The following is a 23,737-nucleotide window of genomic DNA, read 5'->3' as shown; positions in this document are numbered from 1 at the left end:
CCCCCTTCCGCTCGCTGAACGCCCTAGGACGACGATGTCTCCACGGACAGGTCCCCGGCGCCGTCTAGGCTCCATACGTCTCTCGCTGATCCTTCTGGCGCTGGTTCCCAGCGTCACCCTCGCCGCCATGTGGGGTCTGACGACGACGCAGATGTTCTCCGAGGGCCTGCGGCTGCGGGACCAGACCGGGCTGAGCAAGTCGACCGGGGCCATGGGCACCGACGCGACGCTCGCGCTCCAGCGGGAGCGCGGGCTGTCGGCCATGCTGCTGGCCTCGCCGGGAAGTTCCCGGGCGGCCCTGGACGAGCAGCGGCAGCGTACTGACGTGGAGGTCGCGAAGCTGGTCGGCCAGTCCGGCGCGGTGGCGAAGGCCCCCGAGCGGATCAGCGACCGGATGTACTCGGTGATCGCCGCGGTGGGCAGCCTGGAGTACTACCGGGGGCAGGTGGACAACCCCACCGACATCACCGCAGTGCAGGTGCTAGACCAGTACACGTCGATCATCGACGATCAGGTCCACGCCTTCCAGGAGCTCTCCCAGGTCGACGACGGGGATCTCACCTCGCAGGCCGGTCCGCTCGTCGCGCTGGAGCACGCGGCCGAGCTGGTCTCCCAGGAGGACGCCCAGCTCGAACTCGCCTGGCCGTCCGGGCGGGTCGACGAGGAGTCGTGGGGCCGTTTCACGCAGTTGGTGAACGCGCGGCGCTGGTTCGTCCAGGACCAGCTCGTCCCCTCGCTGAACGGCACGGTGAAGACACAGACCGAGCGGATCCTCCAAGGGCCGGAGTGGAAGGCCCTGGAGACCGTCGAGGACCAGGTGCTCGCGGCCCGGGGGAAGGGCGGCGCCAGCGACCGGAGGATCGACCTGCCGGACGCGCGCAAGCAGTGGGTCACCGCGATGGACAGCCTGTCGGACCAGTACACGACACTGATCCGCCAGCAGACCACCGCCCTGCTCGAACGCAGCGACGACAAGGCGCAGGACCTGTTGGTCAAGGCGGCCTCGCTGAGCGCCGCGGGCCTCGTCGCCCTGCTGGTCTGCGTCGTCATGTCCTGGCGCATCACCCGCTCCCTCTCCCGGCGGCTGCGCGGGCTGCGGATCGCCACCCTCAGCCTGGCGGAGGAGCGGCTGCCCGACGTGGTCGCGCGTCTGGACCGCGGCGAGAAGATCGACGTGGAGTCGGCCACGCCCCCGCTGGACTACGGTCGGGACGAACTCGGCCAGGTGGCACAGGCGTTCAACGCCGCGCAGCGCACGGCGGTGCACACCGCGGTGGAGCTCGCCGACACCAGACGCGGCTTCCAGAAGGTGATCCTGGGCATCGCCCGGCAGAGCCAGAACCTGGTCAACCTCCAGCTCACCAAGCTGGACGCGCTGGAACGCGCGCACCAGGACCCGGACATCCTCAAGGGCCTGTACGAACTCGACTCCACCGCCAGCCAGTTGCGCCGCTACGAGGAGAACCTCGTCATCATCAGCGGCGAGCAGCCGCGGCGCAGCTGGACCGAACCGGTCGCGCTGATCGACATCCTGCGCAGTGCCGTCGGTGAGGTCGCCGAGTACCAGCGGGTGGAGGTGCACACCGACGAGGAGGTGTTCCTGACCCCGCCCGCGGTGGCGGACGTCATCCACCTGCTGGCCGAGCTCATCGACAACGCGACCGCGTACTCCCCCGCGCCCAGCCCGGTCGGGGTGCGGGCCGCGATGGTGGCCAAGGGTCTCGCGGTCGAGATCGAGGACCGCGGCCTCGGCATGTCCGAGGACGACTACACGTCGTTCAACGCCCAGTTGGCGGTGCCCCCGCAGTTCGACGTGGTGGCGCTCGCCGACGACCTGCGGCTCGGCATGTTCGTGATCGCCCGGCTCGCCACCCGGCACGGCATCGCCGTCACGCTGCGCTCCTCGCCGTACGGCGGGACCACGGCGATCGTGCTGATCCCGCACGACATCGTGGTGCGGGAGCCGCTTGAACCCCCGTCCCCGGACACGGAGATCACGGACCCGGCGCACGCGTCGGCCCGGCCGGAGCCGGTCGGGGCCGCGGCGGCGAAGAGCCCGGCCGGCGGCGCCTCGGCCCCGGACCGGCAGACCCACGAGCGTTCGCACGAGGCGCAGCCGGTGGCCCGGGCCCGGACGGCCGACGCGTCCCCGGCCACCGCCACGCCCCGGTCCGCCTCCTCCTCCTCCGCCGTCGGCATGCCGCATCCCGACTCGGGTGCCGCCGGGCGCCGGGCGGCCGCCCGTTCGACCGAGGCCGAGAGCGGTGGAGGGCTGACTCCGCTGCCGCGACGGGTGCCGCAGACCAGCCTGGCGGCCGAGCTGCGGGAGGACTCCGGGCCCGCCGAGGCGGACGACTCCTCGGCGGACTTCACCGCGGAACGCGCGGCCTCCTCGCTCTCCGGCTTCCAGCGCGGAACGCTCCAGGCGCGTGACAACGACACGGATACGACGTACGACCAAGGGGAAGAAGCCGCACCGGAAGGCGCATCCATCACCTCGACTCCGCCCGCAGAACGCTCATGAAGGACAGAGAAATGACACGCCCCATCCCCGCCACGCACAGCCAGCTCGACCAGCTGCTCACCGGACTGGTGGAACGGGTCGCCGAGGTGAACCACGCCGTCGTGCTCTCCGAGGACGGACTGGTCGTCAGCAGGTCCACGGGGTTCCTGCGCGACGACGCGGAGCGGCTGGCGGCGACCGCGTCCGGTCTGATGAGCCTCAGCAAGGGCGTCAGCATGGACTTCCGCGGCGGCCCCGTGCGCCAGGCGCTCATCGAGATGGCCAACAGCTATCTGATCCTCAGCACGGCAGGACCCGGCGCCCATCTCGCCGTACTCACCAGCCAGGGGGCGGACGTCGGCGTGGTCGCGTACCAGATGAACATGCTGGTGAAGAAGATCGGCGAGCACCTCAGTGCGGCCCCGCGCGCCGGCGTCATCGCCACCGACAACGGCGAGTGAGGTGAACGGAGGCGACGCGGCGGGACGGCTGGTAAGACCGTTCACGCTGACCGGCGGCCGGACCCGGCCCAGCCGCGCCGACTTCACCCTCATCACGTCGGTCACCGCGGTGGATCCGCAGCCCGCCCTGATCGCCCGGTCGCAGCCCGAGCACGCGCGGATTCTGCGGCTGTGCGCGAAGCCGGTCGTGGTGGCGGAGCTGGCGGCCCAGCTCGACCTGCCGGTGAGCGTGGTCTGCATCATGCTGTGCGACCTGCTGGAGGCGGGCCGGATCACCGCCCACGCACCACGCCAGATCTCCCGAACCTCCGACATGGACCTGCTGCAGAAAGTGAGGGACGGCCTTGGCCGGCTCTGACCCCGTCATCCAGGGGATTTCGGCACCCGAAGCACCGGACACGGTCAAGATCCTGATCGCCGGAGGATTCGGCGTCGGCAAGACGACCATGGTCGGGGCGGTCAGCGAGATCGTTCCGCTGCGCACCGAGGAGTCGCTGACCTCGGCCGGCCTGGGCGTCGACGACCTCAACGGCATCCCGGAGAAGCACGCCACCACCGTGGCCCTGGACTTCGGCCGGATCACGCTCAGCCAGGAACTGGTGCTGTACCTCTTCGGCACGCCCGGGCAGCAGCGGTTCTGGTTCATGTGGAACGACCTCGCCATCGGCGCCCTGGGCGCGGTGGTCCTCATCGACGTCCGCAGGCCCGAGTCCAGCTTCGCCGCGATCGACTTCTTCGAGCGGCGGGACATCCCGTTCGTCGTCGGGGTCAACGGCTTCCACGGGAAGCATCCGTACGCCCCCGAGGCGATCCGTGACGCACTGGCGCTGCCGGAACACACCCCCGTCCTCCTCTGCGACGCCCGGGACCGCGAGTCGTGCCGGGACGTACTGATCGCGCTGATCGACCAGTTGATCGCCTCCTCGGCCCACCGCAACGGGAACGGCGGGCCCGGGTCTCACCCTCGGGACCACGGCTGACATGAGTGACGGCCGACGCCCGTCCCGTCTCCGGCGAGGTGAATGCCCCCGGGCCACTCGCACTCGCACACATCACCTCCCCACCTGCGCGGGGTCAATTCCGGCCGCCGCCTCTATCCTCGGGAGGCATGGAGGGGGCTTCGGGCAGGAGGGGTGCGTCCGGTGAACCGCCGGACTCGGACGGGTCGTTCGGGCCGCTCGTCGTCGCGCCGCCGCCGATCCTGCGGGTCGCGTACGTCGAGCTCCCCGAGGAGAATCCCGACCCGACCCTGCTGCCCACGATCACGCTGCCGGAGAGCGCGGTGCCGCACGGCGGCGACCCGGCCGGGCTCCCGCTGCCGCAGGGCCAGCTCCTCTCGGGGCAGTACCGGCTGATCCGGCAACTCGGTTACGGAGGAATGGGCGAGGTCCACCTCGCCCGCGACACCAAGGTCGACAACCGCGAGGTCGCCATCAAGATCCTGCACCCGGAACAGGCGGCGGCCGGGGCGGGCGCACTGGCCCAGGAGCGGCGGGCCCTGGTCGACCTCAGCCACGACGACATCATCCGCGTCTTCAACTACGGACACCATCCCGAGGTCGGGGACTTCCTCGTCCTGCAGTACGTGGACGGGCTCACCCTGGAGGAGGTGCGGGCGCGGGCCCGGGTGAACCCGGCCGAGTTCGGCGGCGGCCGCTTCCACGAGTTCGTCCTCGCCTACGGGATACGCGTCCTGTCCGCGCTCGGGTATCTGCACGCCGACCGGCCGGGCAAGGTCTACGGCGACCTCAAACCGGACAACGTCATGCACGACGGCACCACGACGAAGATCATCGACGTGGGAAGCGTCCGTACGGCCGGCCTCCCCGGCCACACCACGGAGGGTTTCCGCGCCCCGACGGTGGGCCCGAACGGCGAATCCACCGGCCAGGACGACCTGTTCAGCCTGGGCGAGACACTGCGGCGGCTGAGCGGTCTAGGCGAATCGCCGGCGGACCTGGCGGAGTTGGGCTCCCTGGACATGCTCGCCCGGCTCGGCACACCGGACGACCCGGCCGCTCCCACCTCCCCGGAGACCCGCCTGATGACGGCGCCCCCGCCCCGCGGAGTCGGCCTCGTGTCGCTCGCCCGTGTGCTGCACCGCGCGACCCGGGCCGAGCGGGCCGGGCGATTCGCCACCGCGCGGGAGATGGAGGAGCAACTGCGGGGTGTGTTCCGGGAGTTGAGGTCGTTGCGGACCGGCACGGAGACCTTCGAACCGTCGCCGCGCTTCCTCCAGTCGTCCTACGCGCTCGACGGGGCGCTCGGGTCCGCGCCGCCCCTCGCCCGGTGGGCCGCGCCGGACGCCCCCACGGCGTACGCGCCGCCCACGTCCCGCGAGGTCGCGCAGCGGCTGCCCGTCCCGCGGCCCGATCCGCACGACGAGCACCACGGGCAGCTGAGCCGGCTGGCCGACGCCGCCCCGGAGGCACTGCTGCAGCACACCGGGGACTGGCGGGACTCGGTAGAGGTCCATCTGCTGCGCTGCCGACTGCGGTTGAGGATGGCTGGGCGCGGAACCGAGGCCGCCGAGCGTGAGTTGCGGTCCGCCGAGGCGCTGATCGGGCCCGAGCACGGCCCGTACGACTGGCGGCTCGACTGGCACCGCGGGCTGCTCGCGCTCGGCCGGGACCAAGTGGCCGGGGACCAAGTGGCCGCCGCCCGGGGGCACTTCGACCGGGTGTTCGCGGCGCTTCCGGGCGAGTACGCACCGAAGCTGGCGCTCGGCTACTGCGCCGAGCGCCTGGACCGGTGGCACGAGGCGCTGACGTTCTACGAGGCGGTGCGGCTGCGCAACCCGTCACTGGGCAGCGCGGCGTTCGGCGCGGTGCGGGCGCGCCTCGCGCTGGGCGGCGAGCGGGCCCGGGACGACGCCGTGCGGGCGCTGGACGCGGTGCCGCAGCACTCGCGGCACCGGACTGCCGCGCGTACGGCGGCCGTTCGGGTCGGAGTCGAGCATGTGCGCACCGCCGAGCGCCCTGACGAGGTGACCGAGCGGCTCCGCGAGGTGCTGGAGCGGCTGTCCCGGCTGTTCCACGCGCACGGGCTGACGGACGAGCAGGCCCGGGTCCGTATGACGGCGGAGGTGTGGGAGGCCGTGCGGGGCGCGCTCGCGCGGGGCCCGCTGGACGCGGCGGGCCTGGCCGCGCTGGCCGCGGGCGCCGACGCACGGCTCGGCCTCCCGTCCGACGAGATCGGCCTCCGCAAGGACCTCTCCCGCCTCTACCTCGCCCTCGCCCACCAGGCCGCCCGTTCCGCCGCCCCCGAGGACGCGGCCGTCGCCGAGACCCTGCTGGACCGCGCCTACGAGGTCCGCCCGCTCGCCTTCCGACACCACAGGGACAGCCCATGGCTCGGAAAGAGAGTCACGAACTGGCTCCGGACGATCGCCCGTACACCGTCGCCCGGGAAGCATGCCCCGAAGAACGCATCGCAGGACGTGTCGCCGGGCAACCCCGACCGGACAGCCAGGACGTCCCGGACGGCCCGCGAGTGACGCGAGCCGGGTGGCCACGGCGGGCGGCCCGCGGTGCGGACGCGGGCGCCGACGGGGATGTGGATACCGGTGTGGGTACAGGTGCTAACGGGAGCACGGGCGCCAACGGGAGTACGGGTGCCCGGCCACCCGCGCGTCTGCCGCGTGCCGCCCGGGCGGCCCGGGCCGCCCGCACCGTCACCGTCGAACTCGCCCGCCGCGTCTGGCGCTACGCGTGGCCGTCGACGACCGGCCGTCGAAACCGCGGGTATCTGCGGGACCGGCTCGTCGCGCTGCCGTTGCTCGCCGTCGTGGCCTTCGGGGCGTTCGGCTGGGCCTACGCGGACGTGCGGGGCGACTCGGCGTATGTGCGGGACCGGCTGGCGCCCGCGCTGGTCGGTCTCGCGAACGCCAGGGCCTCGCTGTTCATCGCGCAGGGCGAGGCCGAGGAGAACCTGGAGCAGGGTCGGGCATCGGAACTCAGCGGGCTCAGCGAGCGCTACCGCACCCGCGTGGCGCGGGCGACGCAGAGCCTCAACCAGGTCACCCGCAGCGGGGCCCTGACCGTGGCCGAGGAGCAGGAACTGCGCGTGGTGTCCGCGCTGGTCGTGGACTACACGGGCTGGATCGGCCGGGCCCAGGGAGACGCCACCGACCCGGTCCTGCGGGACGCCGAGCTGACGTACGCGCGCAGCATGCTCTGCTCGACCCCGGTCGCCGCCGCGGACAGCGGGAACCGTTATCCGCCGTGCCGGCCCACGACCGGCTCGGGCGCGACCTCGATCGTGGACCGGGTGTCGGGTCTTGAGCGGCAGTTGCGCGAACGGCTGGCGGACCGGGCCGCCTGGGGCGGGGGTGTGCTCGCCGCGGCCGTCGTCTCCGGGCTCGCCCTCGTGCTGCTCGCCGCCGGGCTCTGGCGGACGGTGTCCTTCCTGCGCCGCCGCTTCCGCATCCGGCTCAGCATCCCGCTGGCGGCCGCCGCCCTGCCGCTGCTCGCCGTACCGCTCCTGACGGCCGACGCGCTGCTGGCGCAGCACGCGCAGGCGGGGACCGTCCCCGTGGCGGACACGCTCGGCAGGAGGACCTCGCCCCAGACGGAGACGGTCGCCGAGGAGCGCCCCTTCGACGGCCCGGACCCGCTGGCCATCGAGGTGCTGGACGACCGGATCGACGACGGTCTGGCCGACGGGCGGCTCGCCTTCCTGGACGGGATCGCCCCCTTCGTGTTCCCCGCGGGACTGGTCGCCGCCGGTCTCGTCGGCGGCGCCCTGCACGCCTACCGCCGCGAGTACCTCGTGGTCGCCCGCCCGGGAGCCGCCACATGAACCGTCGCGTGAGCCGTCGTGCGGGCCACGCCCTGCGCGCCCTGCTCGTGGCCTGTCTGCTCGCCCTCGTCCCCGGCTGTACGTCGGACACCCCGGACCCCCTCGTCGTCCTGGGCCCGTGGACCGGCAAGGAGGGTGAGGCCTTCGAAGCCGCCCTCGGACAACTCGACGACGGAACCGGCAGGACGTACACGTACGAAGGCACCCGCTCGCTGCGCGAGACACTCGTCTCACAACTGGAGGCGGACGCCCCGCCGGACGTGGCGATCCTCAACAGCATCGGCGAACTCACCGAGTACGCCCGCCGCGACCAGCTCAAGCCCCTCGCCGAGCGGACCGCCGAGCGCGCGTATCCGCCCTGGGCGCCGACGATGCTGGTGGACGGCAGGCGCCGTACGTACTGGGTGCCGCTGAAGGTCGACCTGAAGAGCCTGGTGTGGAGCAAGGAGGACACCCCGAGTGACGCGGGCGACGATCCGACGTGGTGCGTGGGGCTCGCCTCGCAGGCCACCTCGGGCTGGCCCGGCACCGACTGGATCGAGGACATCCTGCTCCACCAGGCGGGCCCGGCCCTCTACACGGAGTGGGCCACGAGCCGCCTCGACTGGCGCGACCCGGCCGTCCGACGGGCCTGGACGACCTGGGCACGGCTGCTCGGCGACCGCTCCGAGGCGTCCGTCGAACGGTCCCTGACCACGTCGTACGAGGGCACGTCAGGCCCCGAAGGACCGCGCGGCCTGCTGAACTCCCCCGGCTTCGGCGGCTGCACGCACGAACACCAGAACGCCTTCATCCGGTACGTGTACGCGGGCGACGACATCCGTGTGGAGCCGTCCGCCCGGTTCCTGGACGGGCAGGCCGCATACCGGGACGCGTACGAGGTCGCCGGCGACATGGCCGCCGTCTTCAGCGACGACCCGGCGGCCCAGGAACTGGTGGAGCGGCTGTCGAGCCCGGCCGGCCGGGAGCGCTGGCGGGCGGCGGCCGACCCGGCGGTCCGCCCGCTGTTCCCGAACACGACCGGGCTGCCGCCCACCGCGCCCGCGACCCCCATCGAGCAGGAGATCGACGCCCTACTCAACTCACGCGCCCGCACCCTCTGCTTCGACGCCTCGGACGTGCTGCCGCCCGAACTCCGGGACGCCTTCCACCGCGCGGTCCTCTCCTTCTTCGGCGACCCCACGGAACGGCATCTCACCTCACTGCTCCAGCAGTTGGAGACCGTACGCGCCCAGGTGGACGCGGAGTCGACGGACGGCCGCTCGTTCCGCCCACCGGAGGACATCTGCGCGAGCCCGGGCGGCTGACGGTCAGGAACGACGCACCGGTGCGCGCTCACCGCCCGGCGCGATACGCCACCTCGTCGAAGTCCGCGTGCAGGCCTCCCCCGGTGAGATCCCAAGCCCACAGGCCGAGAAACGCGCCGGTGAAGCCGAGGGAGCGGATCTGCCCGTCCTCGATGTGTTCGGCGTGCTCGTCGGACAGCACCGTCGCGTCGAGGGGCGGACCGAACGGCCGCCAGCCGTCACCGGTGTCGAAGCGGAAACTCAGCGCGGCCCCGTCGACGTCCAGGCCGAGCCGGAGCCGGGTGGTCCCGCCGAGGGATTCCTGACCGGCTTCGTCGACGTCGAGTACGCCCCGGTCGCAGCGTGCGGTACGCAGGACCGCCTGCCCGTCGTCGTCCGCGGTGACGTACTGGTAGTACCAGTTGCCGGTGTTGTAGTACGCGGTGATCCCGGCCAGCTGCTGGAAGGCGCGGGGCCGGTACTCCATCGTCGCCTCGAACGAGGAGCGCGCCGCTGTCATCCGGCGGGCCACGAGGCTGGACCCGATCAGGCTCTGCGGCGACCGGCCGCCGTGAAGTCGCAGGTGGGAGGGGCGTTCGGTGAGGGAGACCCAGTCGGGTGCGGCAGGCCGCCGCAGGGTCGACCAGTGGGGGCCCAGGGTCGGCCGGTCGAATCCGTCGATTTCTTCGATTCCGTCGATGTCATCGCCGTCGTTACCGTCATCGCCGCCGTTGCCGTCATCACTGTCGTTGCTGTCGTCACCGTCGTTGCTGTCCGCAGGGCCGGTCCAGGAGGGCATGTCCTCGGTCTTCGCGGTGATGTCCGGGGCGGGGACCTCCAGGGCCGGCAGACCGGTCGGGGTACGCGGCCATCCGTCGGCGGTCCAGGTGACGGGCGCCAGCGCCGTCTCCCGGCCCAGCACGCACGGGCCTCGTCGTCCGTGGGGCCGGGCGACGAGGTAGGCCAGGTACCACTGTCCGCCTTCGGTCTCCACCAGACTGCCGTGCCCGGCCTTCTGCAACGGCAGGTCCGGATGGTCGCGGGCGGTGATCAACGGGCCCCGCGGATCACGCTCGTAAGGTCCCGTCAGGGTGCGCGAGCGGGCGACGGTGACCTGATGGTCGTAGCCCGTGCCGCCGTCCGCGGTGAGCAGGTAGTACCACTCGCCGCGGCGGTAGAGGTTGGGGCCCTCGATCCAGCCGGCCTGCGGTGGCAGTACGACAGGGACCGGTTGGCCGGTCAGGCGGCCCGCGGCGCGGTCGTAGCGCCGCGCCTCCAGGCCGGCGGAACCACCGTGTCCGGGACGCCAGTCGTGGACGATGTTCAGCATCCAGCTGTCCGCACCGTCGTGGAACAGGGACGCGTCGAAGCCACGGGCGTGCAACAACACCGGCTCCGACCAGGGGCCTTGGACCGAGGGGGCCGTGACCAGGTAGTTGGGGTTGTCGGTGAAGCCTCCCGTGTAGGTGGACACGTTGCTGTGGAGGAGGTGGAACAGGCCGTCCGCGTAACTGAGGTTGGGCGCCCACACACCGCCGGAGTCCGGACACCCCGTCAGGTCCAGCAGCCGCGTGCTGTCGAGGGCCCCGCCGAGGGTCCGCCAGTGCACCAGGTCCGTGGAGTGGTGCAGCCGCACACCCGGGTACCACTCGAAGGTCGACGTCGCCAGATAGAAGTCAGGACCCACCCGCAGGACGGACGGATCGGGGTGCGAGCCGGCCAGGACCGGATTGCGGATGACGCCTGCCGACTGCTCTCGCATGTGCTCTTCCCTCGTCCGCCGCCCGCTCCGGCGTGCGCCGGATGATCATTGCGGACCGTAGTGTCGAATACGTTCGCGAGCAACGTGCGCGACGGTTCCGCGCTGCCACTGCCCACCGCGTAGACCAGGTAGTCGTAGCTGACCGTGCCGCCGGTGTATCCGCCGCCGATCACGAGGCTGTGACAGCGTGTGAGCCGGCTCGCTCCGGCAAGGGCCGGGGCCTGCTTCCCGTCAGGCCGTCCGGGTTCGGGAGCGGAGCATTCGCCTTACCGCGTCCGAGCGCTCCAGGAGGGTGCTGCGGACCACCGGGGCCGCCTCGTGGGACACGTGCTGAGCCTTTTCGACGTAGGCGGAGTCGACGGCATGCGGTGGGAAGAGATGGCCCGCGAAGACCATCGCCGGGATCATTCCGCCTCGGTGCAGGTCCGGGACCAGGTCCAGATAGCGCTGGGTGTAGGGCGCCAGCAGCGCATCCTGGGCAGGGCGCCAGAAGGCCGCCGCGACCTGGCCGACCGAGCTGACGGGAACCGCGCGGTCCTCCGCCAGCTTCTGCCAGACCTCCGCCTTCGCGGCGGGGTCCGGCAGTGCGGCCCGTACGGTGAGTGCGCGGACCCAGGCGTCGGGGTCCGGGTCGCGTGCCAGCAGGAGGGCGGCCTCGGACGACACGTCCCCGCCCAGCTCCGCCTCCCGGACCAGTGCGCGCCAGCGCAGGTCCACGTCGTCGCCCGCCTGTTCGCGGAGCCAGGCCAGGTCGTCCGGGTTCGTCGCGGTGCGGGCCAGGCCGCGCAGGGCGACCCGGTGGCGGCCCGGATCCGCGGCGAGGCGTCGACAGGCGGTCGCCACCGCCGCCGTCAGCCCGGCGCGCTCGCCGTACGGCGCCCACAGTTCGGCGATGTTCGCGGCGAGGGTCAGATACGGCTCGATCACGGCGTCGGACGTCTCGGCCGTCAGGACCGCCGTGATGCACCGCCCGGCTTCCGCCGCCGTGGCCTCGCCGGTGGTGAGCATGTCCCACACGGTTGCCGTGGCCACGCCCCGGGAGATGGCCGTGGGCAGTTCCGCCGCCGCGCGGAAGAAGGCGTTCCTGGTCTTGGGGTCGGGGCGGGTCGTGGCGAAGGTCAGGTCCTCGTCGTTGATCAGCAGGACGTCGATGTCCGCCTCGGGCGGGAGGCCGGTGACCGGAGTGCGGGTCCGCGTCACCTCGACACGTACCAGCGCCCTGCGCTCCAGGGCTCCGCCGGCTTCGCCGTTCCTGCCGTACGCGCCCACCGCCAGCACCTGCGGGCGCGGGGCGTCGGCGGCCACCAGCGTGACGGTGTCGCCGTCGCGTTCCAGCGAGAAACGGTCGGTGCCCGCCGTGGCGAGCCAGGCCGTGCGCCAGGCGTCCAGGTCGCGGCCACTGGCCTCGGAGAGGGCGTCCATCAGGTCCTGGAGCGTGGCGCTGCCCCACGCGTGGCGGGCGAAGTAGGCGGTCATCCCGGCCCTGAAGCGCTCTTCGCCGACATACGTCATGAGCTGCTGGAGGACGGAGGCGCCCTTGGGATAGGTGATGTTGTCGAAGATCGACGCGGCCTGGGCGACGTCGTGGATGGGCTGGTGGATCGGGTGCGAGACAGGACCCTGGTCGGAGAGGTACGCCTTGAGCTTCTCGTCGGCCAGGTGACCGGCCCACGCGTCGGTGTACCGGGTGGCGCGCTCGGCGGCCCAGTGGCAGGCGAACTCCGCGAACGCCTCGTTCAGCCAGAGGTCGTCCCACCAGCGCATGGTGACGATGTTGCCGAACCACATGTGCGCCATCTCGTGCAGCAGCACCTTGGCGAGCAGCTCGCTCTCGGCGGGCGTCGGCGCGGCCCGCCGCAGGAACCCGTCCGACCAGGTCACGCAGCCGTAGTTCTCCATCGCCCCGCCGAACTCGGGCATGAACACCTGGTCGTACCCGCGCTGCGGGAACGGCATCGCGAAGGCCTCGCCGAAGAAGGCGAGGCCCTGGCGGGTGAGGGTGAAGATCTCGTCGGCGTCGCGGTCGAGGATCGGAGCGAGGGAGCGGCGGGCGTAGAGGCCGAGGTCGTGGCCGTCGGCCTCGCGGCGGATCTCGTGGAAGGGCCCCGCGTTGATGACGGTGTTGTACACGGACAGGGGCGGGGTGTCCGGGAAGGTCCAGCGGCGGGCCGAGTCCAGCTCCTCGACGCGCGCGTCACCGGAGTTGCCGGTGACGGTCCACGCTGTCGGGGCCGTGACGGTGAAGGCGTGCGGGGCCTTGAGGTCGGGCTGGTCGAAACAGGCCCAGACGAACCGGGCCTCGTCCGGTTCGAAGCTCATCCACACATAGACCTCGCCGTCCGCGGGGTCGGTCACCTTGTGCACGCCCTGACCCGTGGTCGTGTCGGCCTGGACGCTCTCCACGCGCAGCACGTTGTGCCCGGCGAGGGCGGGGAGGGGTATCCGGCCGTCCCCGGCGGGGGTGAGCGGGCCGCCGTTCAGCGTGGCGCTCACCACCTGCGCCGCGCAGTCCACGAAGGTCCCCGCACCCGGCTCGTGACACCTGAAGGTCACGGTGGACACACACCGCACCTCCGGCCCGTCGGTCAGCCCGGTGAGGTCGACGTCCACGTCGTACCGCTCGACCGTCAACAGAGCGGCCCGGCGCTCCGCTTCGGTACGGGTCAGGCTCCGGATCTCCATACGTCCTCCGTCGGCAGACAGCGGGCGTCAGCGTATGCCGGAGGGCGGCGGAGGGCGCAGGGGTTTTCGGCCTGCCGAACACGCCGGGCCGGGCTCGCGTCTGCCCTTGACGAGCCCGGCCCTCATGGATGTGGTGAAGCCCGTCGGGACGACAGGATCTGAACCTGAGTCCGGTTGCCCACGAGTCCTCAGTAGACGGACAGGCCGTAGGCGTTCAGCGCCTCTTGGATCGGCTGGTAGTAGGTGGTCCCTCCCGAGGTGCAGTTCCCGGAGCCGCCGGAGAGGATGCCGATGACCTTGTCGCCCGCGTAGAGCGGGCCGCCGCTGTCGCCCGGCTCGGCGCAGATGCTGGTCCGGATCAGGCCGTAGACGATGGTCCCGCCCCCGTAGTTGACGGTCGCGTTGAGCGCGGTGACCACGCCGCATCGGACCCCTGTGGTCGCTCCCCGACGGCAGACGCTCTGGCCGACGTAGGCGGCCGCGGTCCCGGTGACATCGACGGTTCCGATGGTTCCGGGATGCGGCACGGCCGGGTTGGAGTACCGGACGATGCCGAAATCGTTGCCGGGGAAGCTCGTACCACTGGTGGGGCCGATCATGGTCGCCATGGCGGAACTGGTGTACCAGGTGGGGGCGCCGTCGGTGCAGTGGCCGGCGGTGACGAAGTAGTACGTGGAGCCGCTTTGCACGTTGACCCCCGCCGAGCAGCGCCAACCGGAGGCGTAGATGCCGTCGCCCCCCGACAGGAGGGTGCGCAGTCGGCCGTCGAGCCGTTCGAGGGTCATGGCCCCGGTGAACTGCCCGGCGGCCCGGCGGAGCCTGGCCAGGTCGGCGTCCGTGACCGTGGAGTCGGCGAGAACCCGCAGCTGCCCGGTCCGCTCGTCCACGGCCCAGGTCGTCCCGGCGATCCCCAGGGATTCGATGGCCGAGGCCGCCCCGGACACCGAGGCGGCGGATGGCGGGGCGGCAACCGTGGGCGCCGCGGCCGCGTTGGTGCCGGACACCGCCAGGGCGGCCACGACGAGCATGCTCATCACCGAGGCGGTCAGCCGAGAACGTCTGCTGGTGGTACGGCGTGCTCTCATCACCCAGATCTCCCTGAAGACGGTCGGTCAGGTTCGCCACGCCCGACGGGTCTCCGGGCGGGCCGTGCTTCCGTGCCGTGATGCTGGTGAGTACGCGCTGACCCGGTGAAAGCCGCCCAGCGCCTCATTGTCCCCAGCCGCGCCCGCCGGGGGTAGGCCATCTCCGGCCGCGGTGGTGAGAGCGCGTCAGGCTGCGTAGGAGGCGAGCAGTTCGTTGTACTGCTTGGCGGCGGTGGCCAGGTCCTCGTCGGAGAGGCCGAAGGCGGTGCCGTACACCTTGACCATCGGCTGCTGGATGTCGAACTGGCACAGCCGCAGGGTCGCGTGCCAGCTGCTGAGGAGGGTCTCGATGGTGGCCTGGTTCGAGCCTTCGGGAGTGTAGTGATCGGCGGGGACACCGGTGGTGACGGCGACGACGGCCTTCTTGGCGGCCAACTGCGAGGCGGAGCCGTCCATGGTGAAGGCCCAGCCGAGGGTGAAGACCTTGTCCTGCCACTGCTTGAACAGCGGGGTGGTGTTGTACCAGAACACCGGGTGCTGAAAGACGATCACATCGTGTTCGGCCAGCAGCGCCTGCTCTGCGGCGACGTCGATCCGGAAGTCGGGGTAGGTGGCGTAGAGGTCGTGCACGGTGACATGGGCCAGATCGCGGACGGCGTCCACGAGCGCCGCGTTGGCCCTCGACCGGGACAGGTCGGGGTGGCCTATGACAAGAAGAACCTTGGACATGATGAGAAGCCCTTTCAGTGATCAGTGATCAGTGGTCGATGCTGGCCATGTTGGCCTCGTCGTGGCGTTCGCCGACGGCGGGTGTGAGGTTGTTCAGGCGGTCGAGCTGCGCTGTGGTGAGTTCGATGCCGTCGGCGGCGGTGTTCTCCTCGACGCGCGTGACCCGGCGGGTGCCGGGGATGGGGGCGATGTCGTCGCCGCGGGTCAGCAGCCACGCCAGCGCGGTCTGGGCCGGGGTGGCGCCGATCTCGGCGCCGATGGCCCGCACTTCGTCGACGATGCGCAGGTTGCGCTGGAAGTTGTCGCCGGTGAAGCGGGGGTTGGTCTTGCGCCAGTCGTCGTCGGTGAAGTCGTCGACGGTGCGGATCTGCCCGGTGAGCAGGCCGTGGCCGAGCGGCGAGTAGGGCACGAACCCGATGCCGAGCTCGCGCAGCAGCGGGAGGATGTCGGCCTCGACGTCGCGGGTCCACAGCGAGTACTCGGTCTGCAGCGCGGCCACCGGATGCACGGCGTGGGCCCGGCGGATCGTCTCGGGGCCGGCCTCGGAGAGTCCGATGCGGCGCACCTTGCCCTCGGCGACCAGCTCGGCCAGCGCGCCGACGGTCTCCTCAATGGGTGTGTCGGGGTCGACGCGGTGCTGGTAGTAGAGGTCGATGTGGTCGGTACCGAGCCGCTTGAGCGAGCCTTCGACTGCCGTCTTCACGTTGCCGGGGCTGCTGTCGATGACGCCGGGGCCGCCACCGGAGTGGGAGACCAGACCGAACTTCGTCGCCACCACGACGTCCTCACGGCGGCCCTTGATCGCCTTGCCGACGATCTCCTCGCTGTGGAAGGGGCCGTAGATCTCGGCGGTGTCGATGTGGGTGACCCCCAGGTCCAGCGCCCGGTGGATGGTGCGGATCGACTCGGCGTCATCGAGCCCGCCGCCGGTGGTGTAGGTACCGGCCATGGTCATGGCGCCCAGACCGATACGCGAGACATCGAGCCCGCCCAGTGATATGTGCTTCATCAGATGCTCCTTGTCGTGCCGGTCGTCAAGGCCGGTCAGTGGCCGCGATGAGTGCGGTGTGCCGCCAGTCGGCGGACCGTGGGGTGTGGGGTGTGAGGTGTGGGGTGTATTGCTCGGGGCGCGGGGCCGTCGTAGGCCAGGCCGGTGTTGCCAGTGACGGCTGGCGGGGACCGGTGGGCTGAACCGGCTGGGCCGGGTCAGTGCTCCTGGGCCGCCGGCTCCAGGACGAGGACCGGGATCTCACGGTCCGTGTTCTTCTGGTACTCGGCGTAGTCAGGGAAGGCCTCGACGGCTCGGGCCCACCACACGGCCTTCTCGTCCCCGGTCACCTCGCGGGCCAGCATGTCCTGGCGCACCGGGCCGTCCTGCAGCTCCACCCGAGGGTCGGCCACCGCGTTGTGGTACCAGACCGGGTGCTTGGGGGCTCCACCTGCGGAGGCGACCACGGCGTAGGAGCCGTCGTGCCCCACCCGGATGAGCGGGGACTTGCGGATCTTGCCGCTCTTCGCGCCCAGGGTGGTCAGGACGACAACGGGCACGTTGCCCAGTGCCTCGTCCTCTTCCCGGGTGACCAGGACACCCAGCGTCGTCCCTTGCGTACCGCCGGAGCTTTCGTACAGCTCCACATGGTCCCGTACGAACTGCGCCGTGCTCGGCTCGTACTCGCCTGTCAGTGGCATGCTGCCGTCCCTCTCAGGCGTGGGTGTCGTCGTAGGCCAGGTCGGCGCCCAGTTCGCGGGAGGCTTCGGCCTGGGTGAGGAGTTCCTTCGCCTTGGCCTCGGCGGCCTCGATGGCGTCGGAGCCGGCGACGAAGCGCTGCAGCGGCTTGTCCTGGCCGGCGATGGTGAGCAGGGCGCGGGCGAGCTTGGCGGGGTCGCCGGGCTGCTTGCCGTTCATGCTCTTCATGCCCTCGATCCGCGGGGCGGTCCGCTCGGCGTAGTCGTCGATGGACAGCTCGGGCCAGATGGTGGACCCGTCCACCAGCAGTTCGGTGCGGAAGTAGCCGGGCTCCACGACCGTGGTGTGGATGTTGTACGGCTCGACGTCGTAGCGCAGCGACTCCATCCACCCCTCCTCCGCGAACTTGGAGGCGGCGTACGCGGAGGTGAACTCCATGCCGACCAGGCCGGCCGTCGAGGTGATGGTGATGACGTGCCCGGCGCGCTGCCGACGCATGACCGGCAGGACGACGCGGGTGACGTTCATCGGGCCGAAGAGGTTCGTCTCGAACTGCCGGCGCATCTGCGCGGGCGAGATCTCCTCGAAGTAGCCGGTGAAGAGGTTCCCGGCATTGTTGACCAGGACGTCGATGCGGCCGAACCGGTCGACCGCGGCCCGCGCGGCGGCCTGGGCGTCCTCCAGGCTGGTGACGTCCAGTTTCGTGACCAGCAGGTTGTCCTGCGGTCCGCCCAGGGTCTTCTCGACCTCCTCGGGGCGGCGGCCGGTGGCGACGACCCGGTGCCCGGCGGCCAGGGCCTCGCGGGCGATGTCCGTGCCCAGACCGCGTCCGGCACCGGTGACGAAAATGACCTTGCTCATGGGGGTTCCTTTCAGGCGCCGTTCATCCGGCATCTGGTGTGGGGTGGTGATGCGTCGCCGTGCCCTCCCGGCGGCCGAGCGGGCGGAGAAGGGCCGGGCGGGTCGACCGGGCCGGACGGCTGTCAGGCTTGGTCGGTGGGCATGATCCACAGTTCGCCGATGGAGGCATGCCGGGGCCGGGTGACCATGTAGGTGACGCCGTCGGCGATGTCCTCGGGGGCGAGGATCTCGGTCGTGTCGAGGAAGGGCTGGATCATCTCGCCGTGGATCTCGGGCTTGTTGTGCGAGCCCAGTTCGGTGTTCACACCGCCCGGCTCCAGGACACCGACGCGGACGTGCCGCTGGGTGACCTCCTGGCGCAGGGACTCCGTGAAGCCGTTCACCCCGAACTTGGTGAGGTTGTAGACGCCGTACCCGTTCCAGGCCACGCGGCCCGCGATGGAGCTGATGTTGACGATGTCGGCGACCCGGCGCGTACCGTCCTCGGCGGCCTTGAGCAGGTGCGGGAGGGCGGCGCGGGTGGTGTAGAGCAGGCCCTGCACGTTGACGGCGATCATGCGCTCCCACTCCTCCGCGTCCGCACTGACGACGGGGCCCAGCAGCATCAGACCGGCGTTGTTGACCAGCGTGTCCAGCCGCCCGAAGTGCTCGACGGTCCGCTCGATCGCGGCCTCGGCCTGGGAGCGGTCGGTGATGTCGGCCTCCACCGCCAGCGCGGTGCCGCCGGCCTTCTCGATGTCGGCGGCGAGTGCGTCCAGCCGGTCCTTGCGGCGGGCCACCAGGGCCACGGACGCGCCGAGTTCGGCGAGTTGGCGGGCGGTGGCCTCGCCGATCCCGCTGCTCGCGCCGGTGACGAGAGCGACAGTGCCAGTCAGTGTCGATGCCATGGGGGTGTCCTGTTTCCTTGGTTCTCTTCTTCGGTTCTCCGCATGTGCGGCACAAGCCCGGCGGGGAGGCGGATCCGTGCGTGCCGAGGGCGCGGCGAGCGCCGGTCATCCGCCCTCGGCGTGGGGGGAGTGGAGGTGGGTGAAGTACAGAGCTGCGCTGTTATGCGGCGGGGATGGCGCCCATCTGCGTGAGGATGCCGAGCATGTCGAGCTGGGCGCGTTCCTCGACGATCTTGCCGTGGGACAGGCGGTAGAACGCCATGCTCTCCGAGCGGATCGCCTTGCCGGTCGCCTCGGCCCCGGCGAAGGGGCCTTCATGGGTGCCGGTCATGGTGTAGCGGACGGCCACGGTGTCGCCCTCGGCGCGCATGTCCTGCACCGTCCACTTGAGGTCGGGGAACGCCTTCAGGTTCGCGGCGACGATGCCGAGATAGGTGTCCCGGCCCTGCCACGTCTGGCCGCCGGAGTGCACGACGATGTCCGGGCTGACGAACTTGCTCGCCAGAGCGGGATTGCGACCGGGCAGGTACTCGCTGGTGTAGCGCTCGATGATGCGCTTGTTCACCTGAGTGGTCCCGTGGTTCCAGGAGACGGATTCCGCCGTGACTCGGGACGGTGACCCGGATCCGGTGGTGCGGTCGGCCGTGTCGGCCACGGCCCCCGTTTCCGAAGGCCGCCAGGCCGAGGGCTCCCAGCGCGGTGACTACGGCGGCCGGCTTGGTGTATCGACGCATGAATCTACGCATGATCGTCCTTCTGACTCCGGTGATCACAGCGCCGACGGCGCCGCGAAGGGCTGGGGACGGGCAGCACAAGCACCGCCGTGTCCGGGCCGTTCACACCGCCGTGGGCGGTGCAGCACCAACAAAACCGGTTGTCACAGGAGTGTGGGAGTCCCTGATGAGGGGGTCACTGACAGGGACCCCCAACCCGGCCCGAGCGCTCGTAGAGTGAAACGCATGGCAGGCAGAAACGACCCACATGACACCAATCGCGATATCCGTGATGATTTCCGCGCGGAGATCCGGGAATTCCTGGGCACGCGACGGGCCCGGGTCACCCCCGAGCAGGCCGGGCTGCCCGCGTACGGCGGAGAACGCCGACGGGTCACCGGGCTGCGCCGGGAAGAGGTCGCCCTGCTCGCGGGCATCTCCAGCGAGTACTACACCCGGCTGGAGCGCGGCAACGCCACCGGCGTCTCGGAAAGCGTCATCGACGGCATCGCGCAAGCCCTGCGGCTCGACGAGGCCGAGCGCGTCCACCTGATCGACCTCCTGCGCGGCGCCGGCCCGGCCCGGCCGCCACGCCGCAGGCCCGCCCAGCAACGCGTACGGCCCGCGGTACAGCGCGTCCTCGACTCGATGACCGGCACGCCCGCGTTCGTCCTCAACGGACGCGGCGACATCCTGGCCGCCAACCCCCTCGGGCGCGCCCTGTTCTCCCCGGTCTACGCCGACCCGGCACGCCCGCCCAACAACGCCCGGTTCATCTTCCTCGACCCGCACGCGCCCGAGTTCTTCCGCGACTGGGACCAGGTCGCCAACGATGCGGTCGCCATGCTGCGCGCCGAGGCCGGCCGCGATCTCTACGACCGGCGGCTCACCGACCTGATCGGCGAACTGTCCACCCGCAGCGAGGAGTTCCGGCACCGCTGGGCCGCCCACAACGTCCGGATGCACACCACCGGCATCAAGCTCCTGCACCACCCGGTCGTCGGCGACCTCGACCTGCCCTTCGAGACCTTCCCGCTGGGCGACACCCCCGGCCAGTTCCTCCTCACCTACACCGCCGAGCCCGCCTCACCCACCCAGGACGCCCTCAACCTGCTGGCCAGCTGGGCCGCGACCAACGACGCCGACATCGAGCGGCCCACGCCGGCCGACGACTCGGAACCGGCCGACTCGACCGAGACACCCGACTGACCGCCCCCAGGTCGATGCTGCGGCTGATGACGCAGGCGGGGCTCGGCCGCAGTGTCTCCAAGACCAACTTCTGCTGCGGGCCCACACGGTGCGGCGGAGGGGGCACGGGGGCGTACCGCCCGGCCCGGGTGACGAGCTCGCGCGGCTGCTGGTGCTCGGCGTCGTCGAGATGCAGGGCACGAGCGATCATGTCCGGCACGGAGGGACTGGGGCGGGTCTCCTCGCCGCGCTCCAAGCGGACCTAGTAGTCGATGCCGATACCGGCGAGCGTGGCCAGTTCCTCGCGGCGCAGGCCTGGCGTGCGGCGCAGGCTCGTCCCCACGGTGAGGCCGACCTGGTCGGGGCCGGCCCGGATGCGCCGCGCGCGTAGGAACCGGCGCACGATACCGGGCCTTCTCGGGAATCGGCACACAGCTATTCGCACCGTTTCCATTTCGCGACCCGCATTGCACGGATAGAGTCGCCTCATGCCCAAGAGTGAATCCACGGCCCGCGTGGCCCTCAAGAAAATAACCCCCGACGTCTCCGGAGCAATGGGCACCTTGCACGGTGCCGCTGTCTCCGCTGCGCAAGATGCCAAGGTTGAGCCGGAGCTTCTCGAGTTGATCCGGATTCGCGCTTCACAGATCAACGGTTGTGCGTTCTGCCTCGACATGCACACGAAGGACGCCCGCGCCCAGGGCGAGACCGAACAGCGGGTCTACTCGCTGAACGCGTGGCGGGAGACGCCGTTCTTCACCGAACGAGAGCGCGCCGCACTGGCGTTGACCGAGGCAGTGACCCTGGTGCACGACGGACACGTCCCGGATGCGGTCTACGCGGAGGCCGCGGAGGTCTTTGACGACGCGCAGATCGCCGCATTGATCTGGGCCGCCACCGTCATCAACGCGTACAACCGGATCGCGATCGCGACACGTATGGTTCCAGGCCCTTATCAGCCGGCCCAGAAGAAGTCCTGAGCGATCCAGGAGAACAGCTGAATCCAGGAATGACTTTATCGCGCCGGGCCGAAATGAATTGGTCCGGCGCGATCCTTTATGAAACTTTACCGTTTCACGCGGTCGGCAGTGGCTCCATGATGTCGTCCAGCCATTTCCGCCATTCCTCGGCCCGCACGACCGGCCCCGCAATCATCGACCGGCCCTCCCAGCCGGACACCGGCCGAATTCCGTGCAGGGCGTTCACCAGCCACACCTCCCGGCCGCTCAGCTCCTCCACGGTTCGTTCCCGGTGGGCCAGGCGAATCCCGTTCCGCTGCGCCTGCTGCTGGATGAGCCCCGCGGTGACGCCGGCCAGGACGGGCAGCTGTTGCGGGGGAAGGCAGAGAGTCTCGTCCTCCCACCACAGCACGCTGGAGGTCGCCGCCTCCAGCACGAGGCCGGAGGGGGCGATCAGTACCGCCTCCTCGGCGCCCTGTCCGCACGCCCGCTGCCGGACCCGGGCCAGGGCGTCCAGGTCCGGGCCCTTGCGGCGGGGAACCGTGCGCGGGTCGGGCTGGCCCGACGCCCACACCCGCACTTCCGGGGCGAGCTCAGGTGCGTGCCGCAGGAGCAGCCGCAACTGGAGGGATCCCGCCACCAGCTCGACACGCGGAAACCAGGACCCCGTACGAGGCAGCGCGGCCGTCATGTCCTGCCAGAACCGGGTGAGTTGCTCGAAGGACGGCCCTCCGCACTCGCCGCAGGCCCGCAGGAAGCGCTCCCGGTGCCGGTCGAGACCGCGCACCCGCCCGTCCCGGACCAGCCAGGAGTCGGCGACCAGCAGCTGCGTGTCGGCCGCCAGGCCGGCGATCAGACCGTGGTCGGGTACCCATGCCAACAGCCCTTCTGCGATTGCCGGTTGTGTCATCAACGAATCGTCCACCTCTCAGTGCGACCGGTCGGTGCGTCCGGTCAGTATTTGCGGCCGGCGCTCGCCGGTGAGCCGTGTCGGGGTCCGTACGGGGCATGCTCCAACCAGGCCCCGCACCACGGCAGTACGGGTGCCAGTGCCGCCGCCGCTCGCTGTTTGGCTCGTACGATCCGGCGGCGCGGTCGCAGCTGGTCCAGGGCTTCGCCCGCCGCCGCGCTGTTGAACAGGGCCGCCGTTCGGCGCGCCTCGGCGAACTCCGCGACCGCCGCCGCGGTTCCGGTGGCCACGGCGGTCGTCGCCGCCGCCGCGTCCGCGATGCCGCTGTTCATGCCGCGGGCCCCGAACGGCGGGAAGAGGTGTGCCGCCTCGCCGACGAGCAGCACCCGGTGCTCGGGGTCGGTGAAGGTCGCCGCGACCTTGCGGAGGAAGCGGTACGTCGACACCCACAGGATGCGTTCGGCGTACCCCTCCCCCACGACCGCCGGCAGCCATTCCCGTACCGCCTCCTCGGTCCCGTAGGACTCCTGCGGGTCGTCGTCCCGGCACTGCAGGTCGACCTGGAAGCCCCCGGTGAACGGCACGCGCATCACGCTGCGGCCGCCGACGCCGGGATGTTCGTAGTGGAAGACCCGCTCTAGGGGCAGTTCGGCGCCCGGGATGTCGGCCACGTCCACCACGACATGGAATCCCTCCGAGCTGGTGCCCTCCATCGGGATGCCCAACTCCCGCCGGACCGCCGAGCGGGCTCCGTCGGCGGCGATGACATGGGTACCGGTCCAGTCGCGTCCGTCCTCGCTGCTCAGCACGGCTCCGGCGTCGGTGGCCTCGATGCCCGTCACGCGCGCGTCCCAGGCGAACTCCACCCCGGCCGCCTCGCAGGCGGCGAGCAGGAACCGCTCGGTGTCCACCTGGCGCAGGCTCGTGAAGGGCGGCGGGAACGAGGGGGGCGGGAACGTCCGGGAGTACACCTCGCGGCCCCGGTACAGGGTGCGTTTCGTCTGCCAGGTCCGTCCGTACGACGTGATCTGGGCGGCGAGTCCCGGGCGCATTCCTTCGAGCAGTCGCAGCGTCTCTCGGTGTATGAACAGGGCGCGGCTGCCAGGCCGTTCGCGTCCTTGCGGGTCCGCTTCCAGAAGGGTGACCGGCAGGCCGTGGGCGCGCAGGCCGAGTGCGGCCGACAAACCCACGGGCCCCGCGCCCACGACGATGACCGGGTTCACG

The 23,737-nt window shown here is 71.2% G+C and carries 20 protein-coding genes and 1 pseudogene; 9 read left to right on the top strand and 12 right to left on the bottom strand.

The window, feature by feature from the left end; translation table 11 throughout:
* Window positions 1-34: 34 nt before the first annotated feature.
* The 7 genes from AB0I18_RS19525 to AB0I18_RS19495 all read left to right on the top strand — a co-directional run bounded on the left by AB0I18_RS19525 (window position 35) and on the right by AB0I18_RS19495 (window position 9,071).
* Window positions 35-2,524: a nitrate- and nitrite sensing domain-containing protein gene (locus AB0I18_RS19525; protein WP_363106761.1), complete on the top strand. Its 2,490-nt coding sequence runs from the start codon at window positions 35-37 to the stop codon at window positions 2,522-2,524.
* 11 nt (window positions 2,525-2,535) lie between these two features.
* Entirely contained in the window at window positions 2,536-2,964 is a 429-nt protein-coding gene (locus AB0I18_RS19520) for a roadblock/LC7 domain-containing protein (protein WP_363106760.1), read from the top strand.
* Between the two features lies 1 nt (window position 2,965).
* Entirely contained in the window at window positions 2,966-3,322 is a 357-nt protein-coding gene (locus AB0I18_RS19515; protein WP_363106759.1) for a DUF742 domain-containing protein, read from the top strand.
* Window positions 3,309-3,944, top strand: a complete 636-nt coding sequence (locus AB0I18_RS19510) for an ATP/GTP-binding protein (protein ID WP_363106758.1) — start codon at window positions 3,309-3,311, stop codon at window positions 3,942-3,944. Before AB0I18_RS19515 ends, AB0I18_RS19510 begins: the two co-directional genes overlap by 14 nt.
* Window positions 3,945-4,072: 128 nt before the next feature.
* Window positions 4,073-6,460, top strand: coding sequence for a tetratricopeptide repeat protein (locus AB0I18_RS19505; protein WP_363106757.1), 2,388 nt, complete (start codon window positions 4,073-4,075; stop codon window positions 6,458-6,460).
* 71 nt (window positions 6,461-6,531) lie between these two features.
* Window positions 6,532-7,764 carry a hypothetical protein gene (locus tag AB0I18_RS19500; RefSeq protein WP_363106756.1) on the top strand — a complete coding sequence of 411 codons (1,233 nt, stop codon included), beginning with the start codon at window positions 6,532-6,534 and terminating at the stop codon, window positions 7,762-7,764.
* On the top strand, window positions 7,761-9,071 hold the full coding sequence (locus AB0I18_RS19495; protein ID WP_363106755.1) for an alpha-glucoside ABC transporter substrate-binding protein: 1,311 nt from the start codon (window positions 7,761-7,763) through the stop codon (window positions 9,069-9,071). Before AB0I18_RS19500 ends, AB0I18_RS19495 begins: the two co-directional genes overlap by 4 nt.
* A 28-nt stretch (window positions 9,072-9,099) precedes the next feature.
* Here AB0I18_RS19495 and AB0I18_RS19490 read toward each other — a convergent pair whose 3' ends face one another.
* The 9 genes from AB0I18_RS19490 to AB0I18_RS19450 all read right to left on the bottom strand — a co-directional run bounded on the left by AB0I18_RS19490 (window position 9,100) and on the right by AB0I18_RS19450 (window position 19,308).
* Window positions 9,100-10,812 carry a family 43 glycosylhydrolase gene (locus AB0I18_RS19490; RefSeq protein ID WP_363106754.1) on the bottom strand — a complete coding sequence of 571 codons (1,713 nt, stop codon included), beginning with the start codon at window positions 10,810-10,812 and terminating at the stop codon, window positions 9,100-9,102.
* A gap of 231 nt (window positions 10,813-11,043) precedes the next feature.
* Entirely contained in the window at window positions 11,044-13,494 is a 2,451-nt protein-coding gene (gene pepN / locus AB0I18_RS19485) for an aminopeptidase N (RefSeq protein ID WP_363106753.1), read from the bottom strand.
* 188 nt (window positions 13,495-13,682) lie between these two features.
* Complete coding sequence (locus AB0I18_RS19480; protein ID WP_363106752.1) at window positions 13,683-14,579, bottom strand: S1 family peptidase; 897 nt, start codon at window positions 14,577-14,579, stop codon at window positions 13,683-13,685.
* 186 nt (window positions 14,580-14,765) lie between these two features.
* Window positions 14,766-15,308, bottom strand: a complete 543-nt coding sequence (locus AB0I18_RS19475; RefSeq protein ID WP_363106751.1) for an NAD(P)H-dependent oxidoreductase — start codon at window positions 15,306-15,308, stop codon at window positions 14,766-14,768.
* A gap of 28 nt (window positions 15,309-15,336) precedes the next feature.
* Window positions 15,337-16,317: an aldo/keto reductase gene (locus tag AB0I18_RS19470; RefSeq protein ID WP_363106750.1), complete on the bottom strand. Its 981-nt coding sequence runs from the start codon at window positions 16,315-16,317 to the stop codon at window positions 15,337-15,339.
* Between the two features lie 197 nt (window positions 16,318-16,514).
* Window positions 16,515-16,997: a nitroreductase family deazaflavin-dependent oxidoreductase gene (locus tag AB0I18_RS19465; protein WP_363106749.1), complete on the bottom strand. Its 483-nt coding sequence runs from the start codon at window positions 16,995-16,997 to the stop codon at window positions 16,515-16,517.
* Between the two features lie 13 nt (window positions 16,998-17,010).
* Window positions 17,011-17,856 (bottom strand): SDR family oxidoreductase, encoded by an 846-nt coding sequence (locus AB0I18_RS19460; RefSeq protein ID WP_363106748.1) that lies wholly within the window; start codon window positions 17,854-17,856, stop codon window positions 17,011-17,013.
* A 122-nt stretch (window positions 17,857-17,978) separates the two neighbouring features.
* Window positions 17,979-18,743, bottom strand: a complete 765-nt coding sequence (locus tag AB0I18_RS19455) for an SDR family NAD(P)-dependent oxidoreductase (protein WP_363106747.1) — start codon at window positions 18,741-18,743, stop codon at window positions 17,979-17,981.
* Window positions 18,744-18,903: 160 nt separating this feature from the next.
* Window positions 18,904-19,308: an ester cyclase gene (locus AB0I18_RS19450; protein WP_363106746.1), complete on the bottom strand. Its 405-nt coding sequence runs from the start codon at window positions 19,306-19,308 to the stop codon at window positions 18,904-18,906.
* A gap of 394 nt (window positions 19,309-19,702) precedes the next feature.
* Here AB0I18_RS19450 and AB0I18_RS19445 point away from each other — a divergent pair, with 394 nt between their 5' ends.
* Entirely contained in the window at window positions 19,703-20,665 is a 963-nt protein-coding gene (locus tag AB0I18_RS19445) for a helix-turn-helix transcriptional regulator (RefSeq protein WP_363106745.1), read from the top strand.
* A gap of 1 nt (window position 20,666) precedes the next feature.
* Here AB0I18_RS19445 and AB0I18_RS19440 read toward each other — a convergent pair.
* Window positions 20,667-21,098, bottom strand: a pseudogene (locus AB0I18_RS19440) (helix-turn-helix transcriptional regulator); the annotation flags it as partial.
* 34 nt (window positions 21,099-21,132) lie between these two features.
* Between AB0I18_RS19440 and AB0I18_RS19435 the strand changes: the two are divergent.
* On the top strand, window positions 21,133-21,624 hold the full coding sequence (locus tag AB0I18_RS19435; protein WP_363106744.1) for a carboxymuconolactone decarboxylase family protein: 492 nt from the start codon (window positions 21,133-21,135) through the stop codon (window positions 21,622-21,624).
* Between the two features lie 94 nt (window positions 21,625-21,718).
* Here AB0I18_RS19435 and AB0I18_RS19430 read toward each other — a convergent pair whose 3' ends face one another.
* On the bottom strand, window positions 21,719-22,513 hold the full coding sequence (locus tag AB0I18_RS19430; RefSeq protein ID WP_363106743.1) for an aminotransferase class IV: 795 nt from the start codon (window positions 22,511-22,513) through the stop codon (window positions 21,719-21,721).
* 44 nt (window positions 22,514-22,557) lie between these two features.
* The gene (locus tag AB0I18_RS19425; RefSeq protein ID WP_363106742.1) at window positions 22,558-23,736 is read right to left on the bottom strand and encodes an FAD-dependent monooxygenase; all 1,179 of its coding nucleotides are present in this window, start codon (window positions 23,734-23,736) and stop codon (window positions 22,558-22,560) included.
* Between the last annotated feature and the right edge of the window lies 1 nt (window position 23,737).

The organism is Streptomyces sp. NPDC050704, assembly GCF_040654355.1.
Lineage (GTDB): Bacteria > Actinomycetota > Actinomycetes > Streptomycetales > Streptomycetaceae > Streptomyces.
Note: the sequence above shows the minus strand (reverse complement) of the source record. Positions and strands in the feature narration are given on the sequence as shown.

Excerpts from the sequence above, each read along its gene's own strand:
- AB0I18_RS19460 (WP_363106748.1), bottom strand. The coding sequence starts at position 17,856 with ATGAGCAAGGTCATTTTCGTCACCGGTGCCGGACGCGGTCTGGGCACG.
- AB0I18_RS19520 (WP_363106760.1), top strand. The coding sequence starts at position 2,536 with ATGACACGCCCCATCCCCGCCACGCACAGCCAGCTCGACCAGCTGCTC.
- AB0I18_RS19435 (WP_363106744.1), top strand. The coding sequence starts at position 21,133 with ATGCCCAAGAGTGAATCCACGGCCCGCGTGGCCCTCAAGAAAATAACC.
- AB0I18_RS19430 (WP_363106743.1), bottom strand. The coding sequence starts at position 22,513 with ATGACACAACCGGCAATCGCAGAAGGGCTGTTGGCATGGGTACCCGAC.
- AB0I18_RS19455 (WP_363106747.1), bottom strand. The coding sequence starts at position 18,743 with ATGGCATCGACACTGACTGGCACTGTCGCTCTCGTCACCGGCGCGAGC.
- AB0I18_RS19445 (WP_363106745.1), top strand. The coding sequence starts at position 19,703 with ATGGCAGGCAGAAACGACCCACATGACACCAATCGCGATATCCGTGAT.
- AB0I18_RS19475 (WP_363106751.1), bottom strand. The coding sequence starts at position 15,308 with ATGTCCAAGGTTCTTCTTGTCATAGGCCACCCCGACCTGTCCCGGTCG.
- AB0I18_RS19505 (WP_363106757.1), top strand. The coding sequence starts at position 4,073 with ATGGAGGGGGCTTCGGGCAGGAGGGGTGCGTCCGGTGAACCGCCGGAC.
- AB0I18_RS19490 (WP_363106754.1), bottom strand. The coding sequence starts at position 10,812 with ATGCGAGAGCAGTCGGCAGGCGTCATCCGCAATCCGGTCCTGGCCGGC.
- pepN (WP_363106753.1), bottom strand. The coding sequence starts at position 13,494 with ATGGAGATCCGGAGCCTGACCCGTACCGAAGCGGAGCGCCGGGCCGCT.
- AB0I18_RS19495 (WP_363106755.1), top strand. The coding sequence starts at position 7,761 with ATGAACCGTCGCGTGAGCCGTCGTGCGGGCCACGCCCTGCGCGCCCTG.
- AB0I18_RS19465 (WP_363106749.1), bottom strand. The coding sequence starts at position 16,997 with ATGCCACTGACAGGCGAGTACGAGCCGAGCACGGCGCAGTTCGTACGG.
- AB0I18_RS19480 (WP_363106752.1), bottom strand. The coding sequence starts at position 14,579 with ATGAGAGCACGCCGTACCACCAGCAGACGTTCTCGGCTGACCGCCTCG.
- AB0I18_RS19525 (WP_363106761.1), top strand. The coding sequence starts at position 35 with ATGTCTCCACGGACAGGTCCCCGGCGCCGTCTAGGCTCCATACGTCTC.
- AB0I18_RS19470 (WP_363106750.1), bottom strand. The coding sequence starts at position 16,317 with ATGAAGCACATATCACTGGGCGGGCTCGATGTCTCGCGTATCGGTCTG.